The organism is Halomonas jincaotanensis (assembly GCF_018448785.1).
Taxonomy (GTDB): domain Bacteria; phylum Pseudomonadota; class Gammaproteobacteria; order Pseudomonadales; family Halomonadaceae; genus Halomonas; species Halomonas jincaotanensis.
Window position 1 is genome coordinate 78233 of sequence record NZ_JAHCLU010000010.1, and the last position, 23011, is coordinate 101243.

The 23011-nt window shown below is 60.3% G+C and carries 26 protein-coding genes and 1 tRNA gene; 8 read left to right on the forward strand and 19 right to left on the reverse strand.

Going from position 1 to position 23011, the window contains the following annotated elements:
- Positions 1 to 26: 26 nt before the first annotated feature.
- The 3 genes from nagZ to KG088_RS10925 all read right to left on the reverse strand — a co-directional run bounded on the left by nagZ (position 27) and on the right by KG088_RS10925 (position 2308).
- Positions 27 to 1040, reverse strand: coding sequence for a beta-N-acetylhexosaminidase (gene nagZ, locus KG088_RS10915; protein ID WP_213825557.1), 1014 nt, complete (start codon positions 1038 to 1040; stop codon positions 27 to 29).
- Positions 1041 to 1121: 81 nt separating this feature from the next.
- Complete coding sequence (locus KG088_RS10920; RefSeq protein WP_213825558.1) at positions 1122 to 1643, reverse strand: L,D-transpeptidase; 522 nt, start codon at positions 1641 to 1643, stop codon at positions 1122 to 1124.
- Positions 1643 to 2308 (reverse strand): TetR/AcrR family transcriptional regulator, encoded by a 666-nt coding sequence (locus KG088_RS10925; protein WP_213825559.1) that lies wholly within the window; start codon positions 2306 to 2308, stop codon positions 1643 to 1645. Before KG088_RS10925 ends, KG088_RS10920 begins: the two co-directional genes overlap by 1 nt.
- A gap of 205 nt (positions 2309 to 2513) precedes the next feature.
- On the opposite strand from KG088_RS10925, the gene lexA reads away from it, so the two are divergent.
- Complete coding sequence (gene lexA / locus KG088_RS10930; protein WP_213825560.1) at positions 2514 to 3161, forward strand: transcriptional repressor LexA; 648 nt, start codon at positions 2514 to 2516, stop codon at positions 3159 to 3161.
- Between the two features lie 24 nt (positions 3162 to 3185).
- Positions 3186 to 4232 carry a DNA polymerase IV gene (gene dinB / locus KG088_RS10935; protein ID WP_213825587.1) on the forward strand — a complete coding sequence of 349 codons (1047 nt, stop codon included), beginning with the start codon at positions 3186 to 3188 and terminating at the stop codon, positions 4230 to 4232.
- A 97-nt stretch (positions 4233 to 4329) separates the two neighbouring features.
- Here the strand turns inward: dinB and KG088_RS10940 are convergent, their stop codons facing one another.
- Both KG088_RS10940 and purU read right to left on the reverse strand, forming a co-directional pair.
- The gene (locus tag KG088_RS10940) at positions 4330 to 5001 is read right to left on the reverse strand and encodes an energy-coupling factor ABC transporter permease (protein ID WP_213825561.1); all 672 of its coding nucleotides are present in this window, start codon (positions 4999 to 5001) and stop codon (positions 4330 to 4332) included.
- 12 nt (positions 5002 to 5013) lie between these two features.
- Positions 5014 to 5868 (reverse strand): formyltetrahydrofolate deformylase, encoded by an 855-nt coding sequence (gene purU / locus KG088_RS10945; protein ID WP_213825562.1) that lies wholly within the window; start codon positions 5866 to 5868, stop codon positions 5014 to 5016.
- 241 nt (positions 5869 to 6109) lie between these two features.
- On the opposite strand from purU, the gene KG088_RS10950 reads away from it, so the two are divergent.
- Positions 6110 to 7711 (forward strand): ribonuclease J, encoded by a 1602-nt coding sequence (locus KG088_RS10950; protein ID WP_213825563.1) that lies wholly within the window; start codon positions 6110 to 6112, stop codon positions 7709 to 7711.
- 75 nt (positions 7712 to 7786) lie between these two features.
- Here the strand turns inward: KG088_RS10950 and KG088_RS10955 are convergent, their stop codons facing one another.
- From KG088_RS10955 to mobA, 7 genes are all read right to left on the reverse strand, one after another.
- Positions 7787 to 8077 (reverse strand): H-NS family histone-like protein, encoded by a 291-nt coding sequence (locus KG088_RS10955; RefSeq protein WP_213825564.1) that lies wholly within the window; start codon positions 8075 to 8077, stop codon positions 7787 to 7789.
- Between the two features lie 202 nt (positions 8078 to 8279).
- Entirely contained in the window at positions 8280 to 9278 is a 999-nt protein-coding gene (gene moaA, locus KG088_RS10960) for a GTP 3',8-cyclase MoaA (protein ID WP_213825565.1), read from the reverse strand.
- Between the two features lie 2 nt (positions 9279 to 9280).
- The gene (gene moaE / locus KG088_RS10965) at positions 9281 to 9730 is read right to left on the reverse strand and encodes a molybdopterin synthase catalytic subunit MoaE (protein ID WP_213825566.1); all 450 of its coding nucleotides are present in this window, start codon (positions 9728 to 9730) and stop codon (positions 9281 to 9283) included.
- Positions 9731 to 9732: 2 nt separating this feature from the next.
- The gene (moaC, locus tag KG088_RS10970; protein ID WP_213825567.1) at positions 9733 to 10536 is read right to left on the reverse strand and encodes a cyclic pyranopterin monophosphate synthase MoaC; all 804 of its coding nucleotides are present in this window, start codon (positions 10534 to 10536) and stop codon (positions 9733 to 9735) included.
- A gap of 22 nt (positions 10537 to 10558) precedes the next feature.
- On the reverse strand, positions 10559 to 11812 hold the full coding sequence (gene moeA, locus KG088_RS10975; protein WP_213825568.1) for a molybdopterin molybdotransferase MoeA: 1254 nt from the start codon (positions 11810 to 11812) through the stop codon (positions 10559 to 10561).
- Positions 11809 to 12402, reverse strand: coding sequence for a molybdopterin-guanine dinucleotide biosynthesis protein B (mobB, locus tag KG088_RS10980; RefSeq protein ID WP_213825569.1), 594 nt, complete (start codon positions 12400 to 12402; stop codon positions 11809 to 11811). Before mobB ends, moeA begins: the two co-directional genes overlap by 4 nt.
- Entirely contained in the window at positions 12399 to 13004 is a 606-nt protein-coding gene (mobA, locus tag KG088_RS10985; RefSeq protein WP_213825570.1) for a molybdenum cofactor guanylyltransferase MobA, read from the reverse strand. The genes mobB and mobA overlap by 4 nt, the downstream gene beginning before the upstream one ends.
- A gap of 249 nt (positions 13005 to 13253) precedes the next feature.
- Between mobA and KG088_RS10990 the strand changes: the two genes are divergently transcribed.
- Positions 13254 to 13847: a cupin domain-containing protein gene (locus KG088_RS10990; protein WP_213825571.1), complete on the forward strand. Its 594-nt coding sequence runs from the start codon at positions 13254 to 13256 to the stop codon at positions 13845 to 13847.
- Between the two features lie 6 nt (positions 13848 to 13853).
- Here KG088_RS10990 and KG088_RS10995 read toward each other — a convergent pair whose 3' ends face one another.
- From KG088_RS10995 to KG088_RS11020, 6 genes are all read right to left on the reverse strand, one after another.
- The gene (locus KG088_RS10995; RefSeq protein WP_213825572.1) at positions 13854 to 15098 is read right to left on the reverse strand and encodes a uracil-xanthine permease family protein; all 1245 of its coding nucleotides are present in this window, start codon (positions 15096 to 15098) and stop codon (positions 13854 to 13856) included.
- Positions 15099 to 15231: 133 nt separating this feature from the next.
- Positions 15232 to 15861, reverse strand: a complete 630-nt coding sequence (gene upp / locus KG088_RS11000; RefSeq protein ID WP_213825573.1) for a uracil phosphoribosyltransferase — start codon at positions 15859 to 15861, stop codon at positions 15232 to 15234.
- Positions 15862 to 15967: 106 nt separating this feature from the next.
- Positions 15968 to 16666: a uracil-DNA glycosylase gene (gene ung / locus KG088_RS11005; RefSeq protein WP_213825574.1), complete on the reverse strand. Its 699-nt coding sequence runs from the start codon at positions 16664 to 16666 to the stop codon at positions 15968 to 15970.
- Between the two features lie 61 nt (positions 16667 to 16727).
- The gene (locus tag KG088_RS11010) at positions 16728 to 17273 is read right to left on the reverse strand and encodes an adenine phosphoribosyltransferase (protein WP_213825575.1); all 546 of its coding nucleotides are present in this window, start codon (positions 17271 to 17273) and stop codon (positions 16728 to 16730) included.
- Between the two features lie 39 nt (positions 17274 to 17312).
- Positions 17313 to 18617 carry an NCS2 family permease gene (locus KG088_RS11015; RefSeq protein WP_213825576.1) on the reverse strand — a complete coding sequence of 435 codons (1305 nt, stop codon included), beginning with the start codon at positions 18615 to 18617 and terminating at the stop codon, positions 17313 to 17315.
- A 201-nt stretch (positions 18618 to 18818) separates the two neighbouring features.
- On the reverse strand, positions 18819 to 19457 hold the full coding sequence (locus KG088_RS11020) for a riboflavin synthase subunit alpha (protein WP_213825577.1): 639 nt from the start codon (positions 19455 to 19457) through the stop codon (positions 18819 to 18821).
- Positions 19458 to 19663: 206 nt separating this feature from the next.
- Here KG088_RS11020 and KG088_RS11025 point away from each other — a divergent pair, with 206 nt between their 5' ends.
- From KG088_RS11025 to KG088_RS11040, 4 genes are all read left to right on the forward strand, one after another.
- Positions 19664 to 20707, forward strand: coding sequence for a methionine ABC transporter ATP-binding protein (locus KG088_RS11025; RefSeq protein ID WP_213825578.1), 1044 nt, complete (start codon positions 19664 to 19666; stop codon positions 20705 to 20707).
- Positions 20688 to 21341 (forward strand): methionine ABC transporter permease, encoded by a 654-nt coding sequence (locus tag KG088_RS11030; protein WP_213825579.1) that lies wholly within the window; start codon positions 20688 to 20690, stop codon positions 21339 to 21341. The genes KG088_RS11025 and KG088_RS11030 overlap by 20 nt, the downstream gene beginning before the upstream one ends.
- A 98-nt stretch (positions 21342 to 21439) precedes the next feature.
- Positions 21440 to 22234 (forward strand): MetQ/NlpA family ABC transporter substrate-binding protein, encoded by a 795-nt coding sequence (locus KG088_RS11035; RefSeq protein ID WP_213825580.1) that lies wholly within the window; start codon positions 21440 to 21442, stop codon positions 22232 to 22234.
- Positions 22235 to 22320: 86 nt separating this feature from the next.
- Positions 22321 to 22794 (forward strand): GAF domain-containing protein, encoded by a 474-nt coding sequence (locus tag KG088_RS11040; RefSeq protein ID WP_213825581.1) that lies wholly within the window; start codon positions 22321 to 22323, stop codon positions 22792 to 22794.
- A gap of 41 nt (positions 22795 to 22835) precedes the next feature.
- On the opposite strand, the gene KG088_RS11045 is transcribed toward KG088_RS11040, so the two are convergent.
- Positions 22836 to 22912 (reverse strand) — tRNA-Val (locus KG088_RS11045).
- Positions 22913 to 23011 lie beyond the last annotated feature (99 nt).

Here is a 23011-nt window from a genome sequence, read left to right on the forward strand (position 1 = left end):
GCCAGGAAGTCATTGGCGGCCAGGACTTATTCAGCCGCCAGGGCCTCAAGGCGAGCATGAACACGGCGCCAGCGTGAGATCGCCGTCAAAGCCTGCAACGCCGGCCTTGCTCGGGCATAGCGCAACTTGGACACACGTCGTGAAACACGCCCTTGGCAGGCCTCGATCACTTCGAGCGCCGCGTCACGATCGTTGCACACCAGCAACATGTCGCAGCCAGCTGCCAGTGCCTTCATGGCACGCTCGCCGGGGCTGCCTGCCGAGGCAGCACCGGCCATGCTCAAATCGTCGGAGAAAACGACGCCCTTGAAGCCCAGGCTCTCGCGCAGCATGCCAAGCCACGCCGGTGAGAAACCTGCGGGGCGGGCATCGAAGGCCGGATAGACCACGTGAGCGGGCATCACCGCGTCGAGCCTTGGCGCGAGTGCGGCAAAAGGTATCAGGTCATGGCGGCGTAGCTCATCCATCGAGCGCTCGTCGATGGGAAGCTCATGATGGGAGTCGGCCGACACGCCACCGTGGCCCGGGAAGTGCTTGCCCACCGCCACCATGCCGGCTTCATGCAAGCCATGGATGAAGGCGCCTGCCATCTCCGCCGTCGCCTGCGGGTCGGCCGAGAAACTGCGATCGCCGATCACGCTCGAGGCCCCGCTGTCGACATCGAGTACCGGGGCGAAACTCAAGTCAAGGCCGCAGGCAGCCATCTCCATACCAAGTAACCAGCCGGCATCCTGGCATAACCTCAGCGTCACTTCGGGCATCTTGACAACATCACGGCCCAGTCGGTTCATGGAGGGTATGCGAGTCACACCCTTGCGCAGTCGCTGTACCCGTCCCCCTTCCTGGTCGATACCGATCAACAGGCCCGGACCCTGGGCGCGTATCTCGGCACACAATTGGCTGACTTGGCCGGCCGAGTCGACGTTACGGCCAAACAGGATGACACCGCCGACTTCCGGTCGCGCCAGCAGTTCCCGCTCGTCCTGAGTCAGGCCTTGGCCCTCCAGGTCCAGCATCACGGGGCCAAGTGGTTGGGTCATGGTCAGGTTCCTTGGCGTGAAAGGGAGCCGATTCTAGAGCAAAGCCGAAAGCCGTAACAGCTCACTGGCGTCAAAAGGCTTTCAACCCGCATGAATCCAGACGGGCGTACCGGGCATCGCCACAGCAAAAACCGCCAGCAGATCATCGTCGCGCAAACGGATACAGCCATGCGAACCCGGCTTGCCGATGGGTTGATCCGGTGGCGTGCCATGAAGATAAATGTAGCGACGCTGGCTATCCACGTCACCCCCGCGGTTATGTCCTGGCTCGAGGCCGCAAAGCCACAGGATCCGCGTCAAGATCCAGTCACGTTGGGGATAGGCAGCCGCCAGTTGCGCAGAAAACCGCTCACCGGTGGGCCGACGGCCACGAAATACACAGCCTGTAGGCTCGCCTTCGCCGATGGCGGCACGCACGTAGTGCCAGCCAAGGGGCGTTTGGCCACTCCCCTCTTGCTGGCCAGTGCCGGCGGCACCCGTCGAAACGGGATAGACCGCCACGGACTCTTTCCCCCGCCAGACGCACAAGTGCTGATGCGTGGTATCCACCTCGAGCCAGATAGCCTGATCGGGAGGCAGACAATGAAGGAGTGGCGTTGACATCAGCTCGCCTCGGCAGTCGCGACGACGGTGTCCGGAAGCGGAGCGCTCATGGCAGCAACGACCACGGGGCGCATACGCCGCACGAGCTCGCGCACCGAGACACGGTCGCTATAATCCTTTTCGGCAATATCGCGCAAGGCGTCGAGCCCCGAGAGGGTGAAGATCACCGTGCCGAGCATGAAATGCAGCCGCCAGAAGCGCTCTGCATCGGGCAAATCGGGCGTGGCTCGCCGCACAAGCTCCGTGAAGCGCGAGAAGACGCTTCCGTACTCCTCCTGGATATAGCGCCGCAGATGACCCTGAGCCTGACTGTAGGCAAGCCCCAGCAACCGCATGAAGACCTTGAGGCTGTTGCGCTCGGCCGGTACCTCAAGCACCGTCCGCGCCATGGTTTCAAGCAATACCTCAAGCGGAATCACCTCGCCAGCATAGCGTGTCTCGAGCTCATCCAGAGCAGCATGAAAGCGCTCAGTGAACGGGGTAAGATAACGCGCGAACACCGCCTGAATTAGCGACTTCTTGGAACCGAAATGGTAGTTGACCGCTGCCAGATTGACCTTGGCCTTGCTGGTAATGTGGCGTAAGGATGTTTCGGCAAAGCCTCGCTCTGCAAACAGCACCTCGGCCGTGTCGAGGATCCGCGTAACGGTATCGGTCTGGCCCATGAAAGGTTTCATCCTGATGGTAAACAGATGTTTCAAATGTAAACCGAGTCTATGATAGCCAGTGCCTCGCCTCAATGGTGGAAGATGTCAGTTCGTATGAAACGCTGAACTGCGTCGACGATTTTTTACTGGATGAAACACCATGCTGTATACTTGAACAAGTACACGCGCGATATCCCGTCGCCACCCGTCACATGGAGGTTGTATGGTACGCCCCCTCACCGCACGTCAACAGAACGTTCATGACTTCATCGTCAAGACCATCAGTGAGTTGGGCTACCCGCCGACCCGCGCCGAAATTGCCCGAGCTCTGGGTTTCCGCTCGCCCAACGCCGCTGAGGAGCATCTCCGTGCGCTTGAGCGCAAGGGCGTCATCCGCATGATTCCCGGGACGTCTCGAGGCATCCGCCTTCCCGCCCAGGAAGCCGAAACCATCGAAGGGGCAGCCGCCCCACAGGGCCTGCCGATCATCGGCGAAGTGGCCGCGGGGAGCCCGGTGCTCGCCGCCGAACACATCGATCGGTACTGCCCCCTGCCGCCGGAATATTTCACCCCACGTGCTGACTATTTGCTCAAGGTGCGTGGGCTTTCCATGCAGGACATCGGGATTCTCGAGGGAGATCTGTTGGCCGTACATCGCACCGACCGGGCACGCGATGGGCAAATCGTGGTGGCGCGTCTCGAGGACGAAGTTACTGTCAAGCGCTTCTCGCGACAGGGACACCGCGTCACACTGCTCGCCGAGAACTCCGCCTTCTCGCCCATCGAGGTGGATCTGCGTCATCAGTCCCTGGAAATCGAGGGAATCGGCGTCGGCGTGATACGCGGCGGCAACGGCCAGGCACTGAATTGAACCGCGGCTCCGATGACCCGCCCGCTGCGAAAAATTCTTCACGCCGATTGCGACTGCTTCTATGCTGCCGTGGAGATGCGCGACGCCCCTGACTTACGGAATGTTCCTCTCGCGATAGGCGCCAGTGCCGAACGGCGGGGGGTCATCGCCACCTGTAATTACCCGGCCCGAGTGTATGGCATCCACTCCGCCATGCCGACGGCTCGGGCCCTGCGACTTTGCCCCCACCTGACACTGCTTCCCGGCGATTTCGACCGCTATCGCGAGGTATCGAACCAGATCCAGGCGATCTTTCATGAATTGACCCCTCTGGTGGAGCCCCTTTCCCTGGACGAAGCCTTCCTCGACGTCTCCGCCGTGACGCGTTTCTCCGGCAGCGCAACATGGATGGCGCAATGGCTGAAGGAGGAATGCTTCTCGCGCACCGGCATCACGCTTTCGGTAGGCGCCGCGCCAACGAAGTTTCTGGCCAAGATCGCCAGTGACTGGGAAAAGCCGGATGGCTTGACCGTCATCTCTCCCGAGCGGATCGACGACTTCCTGCGCAGTTTGCCAGTCAGCAAGCTCCATGGCGTCGGCCCCGCCACCGGTGCCCGTCTCGATGCGCTGGGTATCACTACCTGCGAGCAACTACGCACCCTACCGCTGGACGACTTGACCACCGAGTTTGGCAAGTTCGGGCATCGGCTGTTCGAACTGGCCCGTGGTATCGACGAACGCGACGTGAGGGTGGAGCGCGAGCGAAAGTCAATCAGCGTCGAGACCACCTTCGCTCGCAACCTGCCTGACATCGACAGCTGTCGCCCGGCACTGCCTCCCCTCTGCGAACGTCTCGAACAACGACTGGCGCGTCACGGCTACCCGCTCATCTCGGGCATCGTCATCAAAATACGCTTCGACGATTTCACCCTGACCACACTGGAAAGCCAGGGGCTGGCACCAAGCCAGGAAAGCTTCGACAGGCTGTTGGAACAGGCTTGGGCCAGGGCCAGGCGTCCAGTAAGATTGCTTGGCGTCGGCGCACGCTTGCTACCGGAAGCCAAGAAACGCCAACTTACCTTGCCCCTGTAACGATTGCTCTGGTCAGTCCCATTGTAGGGTCATCAAGTAGCCCCTTGAGGGTTCCATCGTGCAGCCACGGCATGTAGCTCTCCAGCGCTCGGCATCCTCACTTGGTGTCGATATAGCGATGGTCGTTGAAGGTGGCAACCCACTCGGGGCGATAGACCATCAGGATGCTCAGCAGCATGCCCGTGATGAAGGCTTCAGAGGGCATCAACAGGGGAAGAAAGCGAGCATATTCCACGGCCTGGTGCATCACCTGAGGGTCACTGGCCCCCACCGCCATCAAGCCTATCGCCACGGCACCCGCAGTCAGCGTCGCCAAAGCCGAGCCGAAAAAGCCGCAGACAAACATGAACACCATCAGATTGTCCGGCAGGTGTCGATCGACCAGACGCCAGACACCTACCGTCACCAGCACCGGCACTACCCCCGTGACAAGCAGGTTGACGCCGATCAGCGGCCAACCCACTCGCCCCAGGAACACCATGGCCAGGTTTGCCAGCAAGTTGGTCATCAACGCCAGCGGCGCCTTGAACAACAGCGCCATCAGCGACGTCAGCATCAGATGCAGGGTCAGCCAGTCCACTGCCTGGGCACGCAGTTGCCAAAGCAGCACTACCACCACACTGGCCCCCAGCCAGCGGTGCTGTAACGACGGATCGGAGAGCAATAGCCGCCAAGGGCGCTGGCCCAATGCCAGCCCGATGACGCATAGCGCAAGAAGCGTACAGAGCACCAACAGCCAGGGCTCAAGCACCACATCGGCAAAGGACATCTGACCTCCCTGTCAGGCGAAGACGACCGTCTTGTTGCCATGTATCAGTACCCGGTCCTCCAGATGCCAGCGCAAGCCTCTCGCCAATACCGACTTTTCCACATCGCGGCCGAATCGCACAAGATCCGCCGGCGTATGGCAATGACTGACACGGTGGATGTCCTGCTCGATGATCGGACCAGCATCCAGGGCCTCGGTCACATAATGGCAGGTCGCCCCGATCAGTTTGACGCCGCGCTGATGAGCTTGATGATAAGGCCGCGCGCCGGCAAAGGAAGGCAGAAAGCTATGATGGATGTTGATGACCCGACCCGTGAAGCGTTCGCACAGCACCGGGGGAAGGATTTGCATGTAGCGTGCCAGCACCACGCAATCGGCCTTGGCATCTTCCACCAAGCGCTGGACGGTGGCAAAAGCGGCTGACTTGTTCTCGGCCGGTACCGGAACATGATGGAAGGCAATGCCATGCCATTCCACCAAGCCTTGCAGGTCCGCGTGGTTGGAGATCACTGCGCTGATCTCGCAGTCGAGCTCGCCGGACGACCAGCGGTAAAGCAGGTCCGCCAGGCAGTGCGATTCTCTGGAAACCATCAACACCACACGCCTGCGCCGACGCGTATCGGGCAGCGCCCAGGTCATGTCGAATTCCCTGGCGATCGGCGCGAAGGCATCGCGTAATGCCTCAGCCGGCATGTCGATCGAATCGGAGAGAATTTCATAACGCATGAAAAAACGACCCGCTTGCAGGTCAGAGTGCTGACTCGCTTCGGTAATCGACCCACCGTGTCCGGCAATGAAGCTGGAAACACGAGAAACGATTCCCACGCGATCCGGGCAGGAAACCACCAGGCGATAGTAATGAGACATGTGCAATCCAAGGCGTGGAGGAAATTGGTGGCGATCACCGAATCCCCGCATTGTATCGAATCCCGTTGCCCTGGCACGACCTCCCGTCTCGCGTTGTGGCTGCCGTTGGCGATCCGTATAGTGTCTGCTTACACACTGCTTCATTCTGATTTCGATGCCACCACGCCCTCGCGTACAAATTCGTCCTCGCCGTCGCCCTCCCTTGCACATACTGCCGCTCGGCGGCTGCGGCAAGATAGGCATGAACCTGAGCCTTTATGGGATTGATCAGCACTGGGTCGCCGTCGATTGCGGCATGATGATCCGCCAGGATCTACCCGATAGTCCGATGCAGGTGCCCAACCTGGATACTCCGGCAACACGGGACATCATTCCCCAGGCATTGGTCATCACCCACGGTCATGAAGATCACATTGGCGCGGCCGTCTGGCTATGGCCAAAATGGCGCTGTCCGATCCATGCCACCCCCCTGGCAGCAGGCCTTCTGCGCGCCAAGTTCACGGAACGCGGCCTCGCCACCGATGCCATCCAAGTCATCGAGCCAGGTGAGGCTATCGAGAGCGGCCCTTTCACGTTTCGCTTCCTGCCGGTGCCGCACTCGATTCCCGAAAGCTGCGCCCTGTTGGTCGTTGCCGGTGGTTATCGTGTGCTGCATACCGGCGACTGGAAGCTCGATCCACATCCCCTTATCGGCAGACCGATTTCCACCTCGATGTTTCAAGCGATCGCCCCCGTCGACCTGGTGGTGGGCGACTCGACCAATGCCCCCATGCCCGGCCATTCCCGCAGTGAAGGGGAGGTGGCAGTAGCACTCGAACGCACCATTTCCGGCTGCCAGGGGCGGGTGGTAGTGTCCTGCTTTGCCAGCAATCTGGCCAGGGTGCTGGCCATCGGCCGAGCCGCACAACGCTGTGGTCGACGAGTCAGCCTGACGGGGCGCTCCATGGAGCGCATGGTCCAGGTGGCACGCGGACTCGGCTATCTAGACGACTTTCCTCCCTTGGTCCCGTCGTCCGACCTCGGCTATCTGCCTCCCGAAGAAGTACTTGTCATCGCCACGGGCAGCCAGGGCGAACCTCGGGCGGCGCTACATCGGCTTGCCCAGGGCCGGCATCCCTTCCTGGAACTGGAAGGCGGGGATAGCGTCATCTTCTCTGCCAAGGCCATTCCCGGTAACGAGCTTCTGATCGAGCGCCTCAAGAGCGGCCTGAAGCGACTCGGAGTCTCGTTGCTCGATGAATTCAATCACCCGGAGCTGCACGCATCGGGACACCCCGCCCAGGAGGAATTGCGCGCCCTCTATGGCTGGATCAAGCCGCGCCGGCTACTGCCCGTGCATGGTGAGCATCGACATCAACAGGCTCACTGCACGCTGGCCAACGCCGAAGGCATCGAAGCGCCGCTGATTCCCGTCGACGGCGACCTGATTCGTCTCGACCGCAATGGCCTTATCCTCGAGAAGCGCCATCCCCAACCGCCCTGCATCGTCACGAAAAACACGATGGCGCCTCACCCTGGGCTCAGCGGAGAGATCGGCTCCCGCTCGCGTCATGGTAGATTGTATGTGGCGCTGTCTGTCATGGTAACGGAAGCACTCGGCTGGACTCGCATCGGGGGCCTGATGCTTGACGCCAGCCACACAAGCCCCTTTGACGAGGAAGCCTTCGCCGACTGGCTCGACGAAGAACTTGAGCAGGTGCATGCCGAATCACTGGCCGAGCTGAGACTGGCATTACAGCCCCGTATATTGTCCTGGTTCGCCGATCATATGCGCCGTTTGCCCGATATCCATTTGCAGATTCTGGCTGTGGAAGCCGCGAGTCATGTGACCTCGGCTGAATGAGGCCCGCCAGTCTCATGCTGTGACATCGTAAGCACGACAAGCAAGCCAACAAGGCGTGTTTGCCACTGATCGCGATCACGCCTTGTTGGCATTCTTGGGTGGGCGTCCGCGCTTGCGACGAGGCGGTTCCGTCACCAGGTCATTCAAGGACAATCCGGCGTCATTGATCGCTTCGCGGATTTCCGCCAACTTGCGTTCCTTCTGGGCTTCTTCTTGCTGTCGGGATAATTCTTCATCCTTCTTTTGTGCAATGACTTCATCGATCACCTCGGCCAGCTTGTGAAGCTGTTCCATGCTGAGCTGACGTGCCGCAGCACGGGCCACATTCTTGTTGCGGGCGATACGCTCCAAGGGTTCGCTGGACATTAGCCCTCTCCCTGCCGGTTAAAAGAAAATCTTCTCCCCCATATACCTATAGAAAAAGTATATGCACAGCCGAACACTTGGCAAGAAAAGTCGCGCGCTTTAACGATAATAGTAAACGAATTCGGCCTATCGCCGATTCAAGCCTCAACATAAGAACGGCGCCATGTCGGCGCCGATGAATGAGAGAAAACCCGATGACTCGTCAGCCTCCTGTCATGTTCATGAAGCGTACCACCTGGATATCGCCATCGGTCGTGAAATGATGGCGCTCAGGCTTGAGCGGCATCGCCTGGACGATGGTCTTTTTGAGGATATCGATATCACCGGGATGGCGACGCATGACCTCGCGAAGATCCACGGAATGCTCGTTGCCCAGGCAAAGTAACAGGCGCCCTTCCACCGTCACTCTGACCCTATTGCAGGTCGAACAAAAGTTATGGCTATGCGGCGAGATGAAACCCACCCGGGAATCACTATCCGACATGCGGAAGTAACGGGAAGGACCCGGCGTCGTCTCGGTAGTGGGAATCAGGGGGTAGCGCGCCTCGATCAAGTCCTGAACGTCATCGCTCGAGCAATATGTCTCCGCTCGATCATGATCCGAGACATCGCCCAGCGGCATTTCCTCGATAAAACTGATATCCAGGCCTTCCGATCGCGCAAACTCGACGAGATCCACCACTTCGTCGTCATTGCGGCCCTTGAGAATAACGGCATTTAGCTTGATGCGAGAAAAGCCGGCCTGCTTCGCCACGCGTATTCCCTCGATGACCTTGCCAAGGTCACCGGTACGTGTCAGGCGGCGAAACCGCTCGGGATCCAGAGAATCCAGACTGATGTTAAGACGCTTCAGCCCACCATCGCGCAGTTGTGAGGCGTATTTCGGCAGGCTGGCGCCATTGGTGGTCATGGAAAAATCACGAAGGCCCGGCAAGGCGCCGATCTCGTCCACCAATTGGTTGATATCGCGTCTGACCAGTGGCTCACCCCCGGTCAGCCGGATTTTTTCCACGCCGAGTTCGACAAAGGCACGGGCCACTAGCGCCAGCTCTTCCAGCGTCAATACCTGAGCGCGGGGAAGAAATGTCATTTCTTCGCTCATGCAATAAACGCAGCGAAAATCACAGCGGTCAGTCACCGAGAGTCGCACGTAATTCACGCGTCGTCCGAAATCATCGATCAGCTCTGATGAGCTTGTCATTATCAAGTCCCCCAGCGATGGGCGTCGCGGTAATCGGATTCGCGTTCGGCTACCCAGTAATCCCCATCGCTGGCGTGTTCCTTTTTCCAGAACGGCGCGCGAGTCTTGAGGTAATCCATGATGAACTCACAGGCCTCAAAAGCGGCACGACGATGGGCACTGGCAACCACTACCAACACGATAGGGTCTCCAGGGGCCAGACGTCCAATCCGGTGGATCACACTAACCCCATCGAGCGACCATCGCGACTCTGCCTGCTCGACGATGTCGGCCAAGGCCGATTCGGTCATGCCTGGGTAGTGCTCGAGGGTCAAGGCTTGCACCTCGGGCCTTTCGTTAAAGTCGCGCACCAAGCCGGTAAAGCTTACGACCGCCCCGATACTTTTCCTTCCAGCCAGCATGGCCTGTTGCTCGGCACCGCTGTCGAAGGGCGCTTCCTGCACACGAATCATGCTCAGCCTCCTGTCACTGGTGGAAAGAAGGCAACCTCGTCTTCATCGGTGATCGGGGTGGCGTCCGCCGCCATGACCTGATTCACCGCACACATCACTCTGCCTTCATCAAGCCTGGCGAACCGAGGATCCCGTTCCTTCAGCACTTTCTTGAGCCCCGCCACATCCGCCCTTGCAAGACTCGCCAACGGCACAGAGAGTTCACCCACGCCCAATCGCTCACGCAATTCGGCCAGGCACTTGACGCGAATGCAGGGCGATTCGGTATCACAGCGGGGCCCCAGCGAGACCTCCCCTGCAGCGCACTCCCCGGTAACGATCGGCGTCCCGGTTACCAGCCGCTGATAATCGCCGGACTTTCCCCCAGTCTTGCTGTTGAGACGGATCTCGCCAATCTCCATGGATTTGTCCACCGCCTTGCACATGTCATAAAGCGTCAAACAGGCGATGGAGACGGCCGTAAGTGCCTCCATCTCGACACCGGTGCGGCCATTCAAGCGGCACGTCGCAGTCACTTCGACGCTTGATCTTGCTGAATCAAGGTGAAAATCGACGGTGACCTTGGATAGTGCCAGCGAGTGGCAGAGAGGGATCAGCTCGTGGGTCCGCTTGGCCGCCTGTATTCCCGCGATGCGGGCGGTTGCCAGAACATCTCCCTTGGGCAAGCCGCCGTCGGCAAGCAGGGCGAGGGTCGCGGGTTGCATCAGTATCACACCGGACGCGCTTGCCTCTCGCTGACTTTCCGGCTTATCGCCGACATCGACCATGTGGGCCTCGCCGCGCGCATTGAGATGAGTCAGAGCCATGAAATGAGCCTCATGAAAATCGTCATGGAAGTCGATACAGGGGATGAAGCGTGACCGCCTCGCCGGGTTCCACGCTCTTGCGATCGGCACTGATCTCGATCAGACAATTCGCCATGACCATGGAAGAAAGAATACCGGAACCCTGGGCGCCTGTGCTACGCACCGAAAGCTGCCCTTTGTTATCGCAGCTATAGACGCCGCGTACATAATCGACGCGTCCTTCCCGGCTTTTCATGTGATGTTCGGCCAAGGCGGATAAGGCAGGCATCGGTGCGGCATCGCGCCCCTGCAAGCGGGCCAATAACGGCGCGACCAGTTCGAGATAGGTGATCATGACCGCGACAGGATTACCGGGCAAACCCAGAAACGGCACGCGTCGCGAACCAATAGTACCGCAGGCGAGAGGCCGTCCTGGCCGGATGGCGATGCGCCAGAAACCCAGCTCACCGACCTCGGTCAGCGCAGAACGCGTGAAGTCGGCCTCACCCACCGAGACGCCACCGCTGGTGATGATCAAGTCAGCCTGACTGGCGGCCTGGTCGAGAGCTTCGATCAGTACATCCCGATCATCCGACAGAATGCCGAGATCGATAGGCTCACCCCCGCTCTCGATCACCAGCCCTTGCAGCGTGAATCGGTTGGCATCATAAAGTCCGGCAGGAGGCAGAGGAGATCCCGGCGCCGTGACTTCATTGCCCGTCGAGAACAACGCGACCCTGGGCCTGCGAACCACCCGCACCCGATCAAATCCCAGCGACGCCAGCAGCCCCAGTTCGGCGGCCGACACCCGCGTTCCTGCCGCCAGAGCCAGCTGGCCCCGCGCGATGTCCTCACCGGCTTGTCGGACGTGCTGGCCACGCTTGACCGTTTCGGACCGATTGACGACCACTTGGCCATCATGCTCCTCAAGTTGCTCGCGCATGATGACCGTATCGGCACCGGGCGGCATTGGAGCCCCCGTGGTGATGCCAAGACATTCACCCGCCGCGAGGCTTCGCTGATATTGCTGACCGGCAAACAACTGGCCAACGCGTCGCCAGAGGCTCGTGGCGTCTACAGTCGGTGACCATTCCAACGCGATACCGTCCATCGCCGCATTGGTATTGCCCGGCACATCGATCGGTGAGATGACCGACTCGGCAAGTACACGGCCATGCGCTCTGGAAAGCGGCAGGGCCTCGGAGGCCAGCGACGATGTCGCCAGCGCAAGAATCGCCTCACGCGCCTCCTCGACCGCCAACATTCGCTCGCCGAGATCAAAGCAGGAAAGGGTCATCGTGTCTCCTCCCGGGGCACGGGGCGAGGACCGTGCTGACTTGACCAGCGCGCGGGCCAGGCAGCGATCCATGCAACGAGCGAATCGTAGTCGTTGAGGTCGAGCGATTCGACACCAGCGGGCAATGTCAACGCCTGATCACTGGCGACCGCCTTGATCCACGGGTCCTCGCCGGCACGCAGTGGCTTGCCCAGTGAGGCTCGATAAAGCTCCAGCTTGGGCAGTGGCCAGGCCTTGAAGCCCTCCACCAATACCAGGTCCGGCGCCTGCTGGCGCACCATTGCGATCAACTCAACAAGGTTCGCCTCCCCGGCGCCAGGCGTGTCCATCATCAGGGCCACCCGTGAGCGTGAGGCGACCAGCATCGGCGACGCTCCCGCCTCTCGCAACCGGTAGCTATCCTTGCCTGGCTGATCGACGTCGAAGCCATGATGGGCATGCTTGATCACGGCGACACGCAGACCCTGCTGACGCAACCGTGGCAACAACCCTTCGAGCAAGGTTGTCTTGCCGGTGCCGCTCCAAGCAGCGATGCCCAGCAACGGCAATTTCTCGTCAAGCGTCAGCCGCTCATGGCAGGTCTCGCTCATTGGCGCGGGGTCTCCTCTTGCAGCGTCAGCTCCAGGCGGCGCTTCTCGTCTTCGGTATTGAGATTGGCGAAGGCCTCGGGACAGTCGGACACGTCCACCCGGCACCAGGCGTGGCGAGCATACCAGCGGTCGATCTTGCGTTCTCCGCCACTCAACGCCTCGCCCAGATCATCGGCTAGCGAGGTGCGGATCAAGGCCACAACAGGATGCAGCCGCTCGCCGTCAAACGCGACCGCGATATCGGCATCACCAATGCTGGCGACCAACCTCGCCACCAGATCATGCGGCAACGCCGGGCTGTCGCAAGGCACCACAACCAACCAAGGCGTGGTGGCGGCCAGCAGTCCGCTGTAAATGCCCATCAACGGCCCCTGAAAGCCCTCCTCGACGTCGGCAATCACGCGAGCGGCGAGAGGACGGTAAGCGTCGAGGTGACGGTTGGCATTGATCAACACCTCAGAAACCTGGCCTTCCAGTCGTTCGCGCACATGCATCACCAGCGGTTGCCCCGCGAAAATCTCCAGCCCCTTGTCACGTCCGCCCATCCGGCGTCCCTGACCTCCGGCCAGTATCAACCCGGTGAGCTCGCCTTGCTTGATCATCGATGCTCCTGCTGGTGACGTTTTTCTGTCACCCATGATGCCTGACCACGACAAGGCGCGCCACGCCGCCGCCCTCCCCGTGCCGTTGACAGGACGCAGGCCCGGGAACGGCTTATCGCCGACGGCCTTAAACGGTATCCTGTGTTCACTATTCTTGACGGTCCTGCGTATCTTGATGGTTCCGCGTCTCCACGACCTTTTCCACAGACCGCTCTCGACGTTCACCACGCTGGCACGACAGGAGTAAAGATGCAGACCACACAGGGCGGCTTCGATGTCGGCACCCGCCTGCGGCAGCTGCGCAACGCGCGAGGCCTCTCACAACGCGAGTTGGCCAAGCGCGCGGGCGTGACCAACAGCACCATCTCGCTCGTTGAGCAGAACAGCGTCAGCCCTTCGGTGAGTTCACTGAAAAAGATTCTCGATGCACTGCCGGTATCGATCAGCGCCTTTTTTGCCGGCGAAGAGACCAGCCAACCGCGCCCCTTCTATCGCGCCGATGAGCTCACCGAGATCGGTGATGGCCATCTTTCCTGGCGTCTGGTCGCGGCGCGCCAACCCGGTCGCAGCATGTCGATCATCCATGAGCGCTATCCGCCCGGCAGCGACAGCGGCGAGGAGATGCTCGAACACGAGGGCGAGGAAGGCGGTGTAGTGGTTGCCGGCGAGATCGAGATCACTGTCAGCGGAGAGGTTGCCGTACTCGAGAAAGGAGATGGCTACTATTTCGACTCGCGCCTGCCACACCGGTTTCGCAATATTGGCGAGACGGAGTGCGTGATCGTCAGTGCCAGCACCCCGCCAACCTTCTCGGACGGCGGGCTAGACGCGCATCACGCCTGAGGCGGTTTATTCGTCCTCTTCATCCCTTGGTAACACCCAATTGAGCAGAATACCGACCAGCGCCGCCAGACTGACGCCCTGAAGGGTGAAATGACCGCCTCCGAACTGCATGCCGCCGATACCAAACACCAACACCAAGGACACCACCACCAGATTGCGTGGAGCGGTCAGCGGCTTGCCGGCACGCACCAGGGTATTCATGCCGACCACAGCGATCGATCCGAAGAGCAGGGTCATGATGCCTCCCATGACCGGGCCTGGAATGGTCTGAAGCAGCGCGCCCAGCTTGCCGACGAAGGCCAGCACGATGGCAATGACCGCAGCCACCACCATGATCCGAGGGTCGAAGGCTCGCGTCAGGGTCACCGCACCGGTCACTTCCGAGTAGGTGGTGTTGGGTGGACCACCGAATAGCGCCGCTGCCGTCGTGGCCAGGCCGTCGCCCAGCAGGGTGCGATGCAGGCCCGGCGTCTCGAGGTAATTCTGTCGGGTGACCGAGCCGATGGCGACCATGTCGCCGATATGCTCAACGGCTGGCGCGATCGCCACGGGAATCATGAACAGGATGGCAGCCCAGTGAAAGCTCGGTGCGGTAAAGCTGGGCAGGGCCAGCCAGGCGGCCTCCTGAACAGGCGAAAAGTCGACCACCCCCATCAACAGGGCCAGCAGGTAGCCGGTGACGATACCGCCCATGATCGGGATCAGGCGCAGCAATCCGCGGCCGAACACAGCGAGGATCAAGGTCACCAGAAGGCTGACCATCGACAAGAAGATCGCCGGGCCATAACCGATGTTATCGCTGGTCTGGCCGGTGGCCATTTCCACTGCCACCGGCGCCAGGGCCAGACCGATCACCATGATGACCGGCCCGACCACTACTGGCGGCAACAACCGATGCAGCCAGCCAGTGCCCTTGAGTCGCACCACCTGGGAAATCGCCACGTAGACCAGGCCGGCCACCATCAAGCCGCCCAGCGTGGCGGAAACGCCAAAGCTCGCCACGGACCCCTGGATCGGTGCAATAAAGGCGAAGGACGACGCCAGGAACACCGGCACCGTAACACGCGTCACGCCATGGAAAATCAGTGTGCCGATGCCGGCAGTGAACAACGCCACATTGGGATCGAGACCGGTCAGGAGGGGCACCAGCACCAGGGCCCCGAAAGCTACGAAGAGCATCTGCGCCCCGGTCAACAGGGTCTTGAGCGGAGAATCGACCGAGGCCTGGGCAGCCGCCGTCTGGTTACTCATGGGAGGTCTCCATCATTATGGTGAAGGTTGGATACAGAAAAACGCCCCTGATCGATAATCGCAGGGGCGGAAAATCAGCATCAGATTTTTTGAGCTATTACGGCGACGAGCGCAGTCCGGGTGCTGCCAACGATCAACGAGTGCCGAAGATCTTGTCCCCGGCATCGCCCAGTCCCGGAACGATATAGCCATTCTCATCGAGATGGTCATCCACCCCGGCGGTGTAGATCTCGATATCCGGGTAGGCTTCCTGCACCCGCTTGATGCCTTCCGGCGCAGCCACCAGCACAATCACCCTCATGAGTTTGCAGCCCCGCTCATGCAACATGTCCAGTGTCGCCACCATGGTACCCCCAGTCGCCAGCATCGGGTCGATGACAATGGCCATGCGCTCGTCCAGCTCCCCTGCGAACTTGGCGAAATACGGTACCGGCTCCAAGGTCTGCTCGTCACGGTACAGTCCCACGACACTGACACGCGCGCTGGGTATGAGATCGGTGACGCCATCGAGCATACCGAGCCCCGCCCGCAGGATCGGCACGATGGTGACCTTCTTGCCTTTCAACAGCTGCACCGGAATCGGCACACCGCTCCAGCCATTGATCTCCTGCTCCTGCAGTTCCAGATCCTTGGTCGCCTCATAGGTCAGCAGTTTAGCCAACTCGCCGGCCAGCTCACGAAAACTCTTGGTGCTGATCCCGGCTTCACGCATTAGACCCAGCTTATGCTGGACCAGGGGATGCTTGATGGCATGGACGCTCATGGTCGGACCTCTTGGAAGACAGAACGGAAGGGGCGGTGGATGAGTCAGTCGCCCATGGAGCCAGGCAACAATTTGAGCGACATTCTACCCGTATCGTCGGTCCAGGTTAAGGCACGTTGGCGTCGGGGTTGGCGGGCAATTGCCAATCGATAGGCGACCGGCCCTGCTGCTCGAGAAAGGCGTTAGCTTGCGAGAAGTGGTGGTTGCCGAAAAAGCCGCGATGTGCCGAAAGCGGAGAAGGATGCGGCGACTCCAACACCAGATGGCGAGAGGTATCGACCAGGGCCTTTTTCTTGCGCGCAGGACTTCCCCACAACAGAAATACCGATGGTTTTGCATGCTCGTTGACCGTTGCGATGGCGCGATCGGTGAAGGTTTCCCAGCCCTTGCCACGATGCGAGCCGGCGTTGCCTCGCTCGACGGTCAGTGACGTATTGAGCAGCAGCACGCCCTGACGGGCCCAGTATTCGAGATTGCCGTGATTCACGGGTTCGACGCCAAGATCGGCGGCCAACTCCTTGTAGATATTGACCAGCGATGGCGGTACCGGCACCTCGGGGCGCACTGAGAAACACAGCCCATGGGCCTGTTTGGGGCCGTGATAGGGATCCTGCCCCAGTATCACCACCTTGACCTGATCCAGCGGTGTCAGCTCGAAAGCCCGAAACCAGTCGGACGAATGCGGGTAGATAATCTTGTGGGCAGATTTCTCGGCGGACAGGAAGTCACGCAGCGACTGCATGTAGGGCTTTTCGAACTCGGCGCCGAGCCACATCTGCCAGCTGTCGGGGAGCGGACTGTTCATGATTCAACGCCTCGCTTGATTGACCGGCGGCGGGCCTTTGGAGCTGTTCGCAGCGGTTGGGTCACTCGTTTTCGGTGAAGGAACAGACCGCGAAAACGCCGTAGCCAGCTTCCTTGATGCGCTGGGAGCCGCCCAAGTCCGGTAAATCGACGACGGTAGAGGTTTCCACCACCTGCCCACCGCTGCGGGTGATGAGCTTGGCGGCCGCCAGCATGGTGCCGCCGGTCGCGATCAGGTCATCGACGATTAGGATGCGATCGCCTTCCCGGAAGGCGTCGGAATGCAGCTCCACCTCGGCTTGCCCGTATTCCAGCGTGTAGGTCTCACTGATGGTCTTGAAAGGCAGCTTGCCCTTCTTGCGTACCGGCACAAAGCTGCAGTTCAACTCATAGGCCAGTGGGGCACCGACGATGAAGCCACGAGCGTCGATGGCGGCGATCGCGTCCAACTCCATGTCCTGGTAGCGATGGACAAAGCTGTCGATCAGTTTGCGAAACGCCGAACTGTTCTGCAGCAGCGGGGTGATGTCGCGAAAGTTGACGCCCGGCTGAGGCCAGTCGGGAACGGTACGGATCACGGTCTTGATATAGTCGCCGTAGATGCTCATCAATACGAGTCTCGGTGAGTGAATGCAGACGATGCAGGATCAGTCGAGGAATAAAAACTTGGCGGCAAACAGCAATGCCAGCAACACCACCGCAGGGTTGAGGTCCTGGAAGCGACCGGATAGTGCCTTGATGGCAGCATAGCTGATGAAGCCCAGCGCGATGCCCTCGGCGATGGAAAAGGTCAGCGGCATGGCCAGGGCGGCAATCAGCACAGGGGCGGCGTCAGTAGGATCGTCCCAGTTGGCGTGAGCCAGGCTGCCTGCCATCAGCACTGCCACATAGAGTAACGCCCCGGCCGTCGCATAGGCGGGGATCGACCCGGCCAGCGGCGCAAAAAACAGGCTGATCAGAAACAACACGGCGACCACCACGGCGGTCAGCCCGGTGCGCCCTCCCGAGGCAATGCCGGCGGTGGACTCGATATAACTCGTGGTGGTGGAAGTGCCAAGCACTGCGCCCGCCATCGATGCACCGCTGTCGGCCATCATTGCACGACCCAATCGCGGCAGTTTGCCATCCTTGTCGAGCAGGTTTCCCTTGTGGGCAACCCCCACCAGTGTGCCGGAGGTATCGAACAGGTCGACGAACAAAAAGGCGAAAATCACGCTGAGCATCGCCACGTCCAGCGCCCCAACCAGGTCCATGGCCATGAAGGTCGGCCCGATAGACGGCGGCATGGACATGAAGCCGGCAAATTCATTGTGGCCGAAGAGCATCGCCAGCAAGGTGACACCGAGGATGCCGATCATTACCGCGCCGGTCACCTTGAGATACGCCAGCGCCGTGATCACGAAGAAGCCCAGCAGGGCGTACAGAGCCGCGGGCTCTGAAAGGTCGCCGAGCGCCACGTAGGTCGCCTCGTTGGCAACCACGATGCCGGCATTCTGCAGGGCAATCATGGCCAGGAAAAGACCGATACCGGCGGCAATGCCAAGGCGTAGCGAGAGGGGAATCGAGTTAATGATCCACTCGCGAATCTTGAAAATACTGAGCAGGAAGAAACAGAAGCCGGAGAGGAAGACTGCGCCCAAGGCTGCCTCCCACGTATAGCCCATGCCCAGCACGACGCCATAGGTAAAGAAGGCATTAAGGCCCATCCCGGGGGCCTGGGCGATAGGATAATTGGCCCATAGCCCCATGATCAGACAGCCCACCGCCGCCGCCAGGCAAGTGGCGACAAACACCGCCCCATAATCCATTCCTGCCTGGGACAAGATGCTCGGGTTGACGAAGATGATGTAAGCCATGGTCAGGAAGGTCGTAATCCCTGCGATGACCTCCGTCTTTACGTTGGTATGGTGCTCGGTCAGCTTGAAATGATTGTCGATCAGGCGTTTCAGCATGGAGGTCGTTCCTGCGCACATGGCCAGTCAAGGCCAATGAGGGGGCGAGAAAAGCCGCCTATGGTAACCAAAGCCCCGCGGGGATGCGAGGCAGCGAACACCACTGTCAAGCGACACGATAAGACGCTACTAGCCACAAGCAAGCCACAGGCCAGTCTGTCACGATCTGACCATCACAGAACTAACGGAGCGGTGACTTCATCATTCCGATACGCTGAGGCGTAAGGCCAGTACACGTTCGACCGTCTCGACAATGGCTTGGGTCTGTGGATCGATCTCGATATTGACGCGATCACCCGGCTTGCGGTCCGCCAGGACGGTACGGGCCAAGGTCTCGGGAATCAGATTAACGCTGAAACGCGGGCCATGGGCGGCATCGTGCTGACGTACCTCGCCGATGGTCAAGCTGATGCCATCGACGCCGATATAACCCTTGTCGAACAGGAAATGCCCAAGCTCACGCGGCAGTTCGAACCAGAGGCGTCGATTGTTAGGGGCTTCATCAATCTCCACCAACTCGGCCATGGCGATCACATGACCCGACATGGCATGCCCACCGATCTCGTCGCCGAAGCGTGCTGCCCGCTCGATATTGACGCGATCGCCCACCTTTAATGCCCCAAGATTGGTCACGCGCAGCGTCTCGCGCATCAAGTCGAAGCGGACCCGCTCGCCCTCGAAGGCGGTCACTGTGAGGCAGACCCCGTTATGGGAAACCGAGGCGCCGGGCGCGAGTCCTGCTCGAAGCGCTTCGGGCATGGCGACAATATGCGTGCGAAACGCCTCAGCCTCCTCGATGGCCACGATTTCCGCCGTTCCCTGCACGATGCCGGTGAACATTGACGCTCCTCACGAATGCGGCAATGCGCCGCTGGGTTGAAACAGAGACAAGGCAACAGTCTAGAAAAATCTTGCCATGTTCGTCCATGCAAGAACCGTCGCCGTTTGGACGAATCTTGACAGCTTTCTGCTTTGGTCGTAGCCTTCGCGCACATTTGACGGCGCCGATTTGATCCCGAACGACGGGCGCCACTTCGGTTGCTCACATGATCCGACTTCGCACGGTTTCCAAGACCTATGGCAGCGGCCCGTCGGCCGTCACTGCCCTCAACAACGTTGACCTGCATGTCCCGAAAGGCCAGATCCATGGTGTGATCGGCCTCTCGGGGGCGGGTAAATCGACACTGATCCGCTGCGTGAACCTGCTCGAGCGCCCTACCCAAGGCGTCGTCAGCGTCGATGGCCAGGAGCTTACCGGACTTTCCGGGACGGCGCTGAATCAGGCGCGACACCGCATTGGCATGATTTTCCAGCATTTCAATCTGCTGACCAACCGCACGGTGTTCCGCAATGTCGCTTTGCCCCTGGAGTTGATGGGCATGCCGCGCGGAGAAATCCGCGATCGAGTCGACCCTCTGCTCAAGATGGTGGGGCTGGACGACAAGACAGACCAGTATCCGGCGCAGCTTTCGGGCGGCCAGAAGCAGCGCGTGGCGATTGCCAGAGCGCTGGCCAGCCGGCCCAAGGTGCTGTTGTGCGATGAGGCCACCTCGGCGCTCGACCCGCAGACCACCGGCTCCATTCTGGCGCTGCTTCGCGATATCAATCGCCAGCTTGGCCTGACCATTCTTCTCATTACCCACGAGATGGAAGTCGTCAAGTCGATCTGCCATTGCGTCAGCCTGATCTCCGCCGGCGCGCTGGTCGAAGAGGCCGATGTCGGCGACTTCTTCACCGCGCCGCGTACCAAGCTGGGCCGCCGCTTTCTCAATGACTTTCTGGAACTCGAGCCTCCCCGGGCGCTGATCGAACGCCTCGAAGCGTCTCCCGGCGAACACAGCCACCCGGTCGTGCGCCTCGCCTTTTCAGGGGATGCCGTCTCAACGCCCCTTATTTCGCGACTCGCCAGAGAATGTGGCGTTGACGTCAGCATTCTCCAGGCCAAGGTAGAGTCGATACAGGATCGAACGCTTGGGCTGATGATCGCAGAGCTGATGGGACCTGCGGAAAAGACCCGTGAAGCCATCGAGTATCTGGAAGATCACAACCTGAACGTGGAGGTGCTTGGCCATGTCCAACGCGATGCTTGAGCTGATTCTTGAAGCCACCCTGGACACACTGTACATGGTGGCACTGTCAGGCGTGATTTCAGCCTTGGTCGGCATACCGCTAGGGGTGTTGCTCTATGTTACCCGTCCGCGGCAGGTCATGGCCCATCCGCTGCTTAACCGCAGCCTGGGCATCATCACCAATATCGGGCGCTCGATCCCTTTCATCATCCTGATGGTGGCGATCATTCCCTTCACCCGCATGCTGGTGGGCACGTCGATCGGTACCAACGCCGCCGCTGTGCCATTGACCATCGCTGCCATCCCCTTTGTGGCACGCCTCGTCGAAGGTGCGCTCAACGAGATACCGCCTGGGCTGGTCGAGGCGGCTCAATCCATGGGGGCGACGCCATGGCAGGTCATCACCAAGGTTCTGTTGCCAGAAGCTCGCGGCGGCATCTTCACCGCCCTCACAGTGACGGCCGTCACCCTGGTCAGTTACTCGGCCATGGCCGGTGCAGTAGGCGGAGGAGGCCTGGGAGACCTGGGCATCCGTTATGGCTATAACCGCTTCAACCCCACTGTCATGTTGATCACGGTCGTGGTCCTGATCGTGATGGTGCAGGGCTTTCAAAGCCTGGGGGATTACCTGGTGCGCAAGAGCGATCACAAGTGACCAATGCCTTTAATAACTAAAAAGAATTACAGATTTTATCTTTATTCCTTTAGCATGCTTGGCGGTGATTCACGATTCTCAAGAAGGAGACACTCGAGATGCGCAAGACGCTGATTGGCACCCTGACCGCAGCCACCCTCACCGTAACTGCCGGAGCAACACTCGCCGACGAGCACGCCATCAAGGTAGGCACTGTGGCGGGGCCCGAAACCGAGGTCATGCAGGTCGCTGTGGATATCGCCGAGCGCGAGTATGGTCTCGAAGTCGAGGTCATCGAATTCACCGACTACGTGACGCCCAATGCCGCGCTGGCCGATGGCAGCCTCGATGCCAATGCCTACCAGCACGAGCCCTACATGCGCTCGATGGTCGAGGACCGCGGCTATGATTTCGCGGTCGCCGGCTATACGTTCGTCTACCCGATCGGTGCCTATTCCGAAAAATACGATAGCGTTGACGCCTTGCCGGAAGGCGCCATCATCGCCCTGCCTAATGATCCTTCCAACGAGGGACGCGCGCTGATCCTGATGCACAATGAAGACCTGATCACGCTGGACGACCCCGAGAACCTCGAGGCGACCCCCAACGATATCGTCGAGAACCCGCACGACTTCGACTTCCGCGAGATCGAAGCGGCGCAGCTGCCTCGCGTGCTGCCCGATGTCGACATGGCCTTCATCAACAACACCTTCGCCCAGCCCGCCGGCTTGAGCCTCGACGACGCGCTGATCAAGGAAGGCCCCGAATCGCCCTACGTGAACCTGATCGTGGTTCGTGACGGTGACGAGAATCGCGAGGCCATTCGGCAACTGGTCGATGCATACCAGAGCGAAGAAGTCGAAGCCAAGGCAGACGAACTCTTCGGACCGCAGGCGGTGCCCGGCTGGAAGTGATTATCCCTCATTAAGAGATGAACTGAGGCCGGCCGCTGCGCCGGCCTTTTTCGTCCAACCGACCCTTTTCATTCAAGGAGTCGCCCATGACACCGGACTATCCCTTGCTCGCCCGCCAGCTTCACGCCCTGCTCGACACGCGCGACTGGCTGACCAACAGCGCCCAGACCTGCGCTTTTATCATGCAGGAGGTCGGCGAGCTTAATTGGGTCGGCTTTTACCTGCATCGCCAGCCCAACATTCTCAGCCTCGGGCCCTTCCAGGGCAAGCCGGCCTGCCATCCCATCCCTTTCGACAAAGGCGTGTGTGGTACCGCGGCCCGCACTGAAAAGAGTCAGCGTATCGATGACGTGCATGCCGTGGCCGACCATATTGCTTGCGATAGCGCCTCGAATGCGGAACTGGTCGTCCCGATCATGGTGAAGGGCCATCTATGGGGGGTGCTGGATCTCGACAGCCCAGTGAGGGCACGCTTTAACGATGACGACCAGTCGGGTATCGAGGCTCTTGTCAAGGTGTTCATCGACAAGACCGAGCTACCCGAGATTGCGCCATCATAGCAAGACGCCCCCATAGCAAGACTAAGGGGGCGTCTTAGAACTGGTAGGACCAGGCGGATTTGAACCGCCGACCTCCACGATGTCAACGTGGCGCTCTAACCAACTGAGCTATGGTCCTTCAGGGAACGGTTGCCGGCAAGCTGGTAGGACCAGGCGGATTTGAACCGCCGACCTCCACGATGTCAACGTGGCGCTCTAACCAACTGAGCTATGGTCC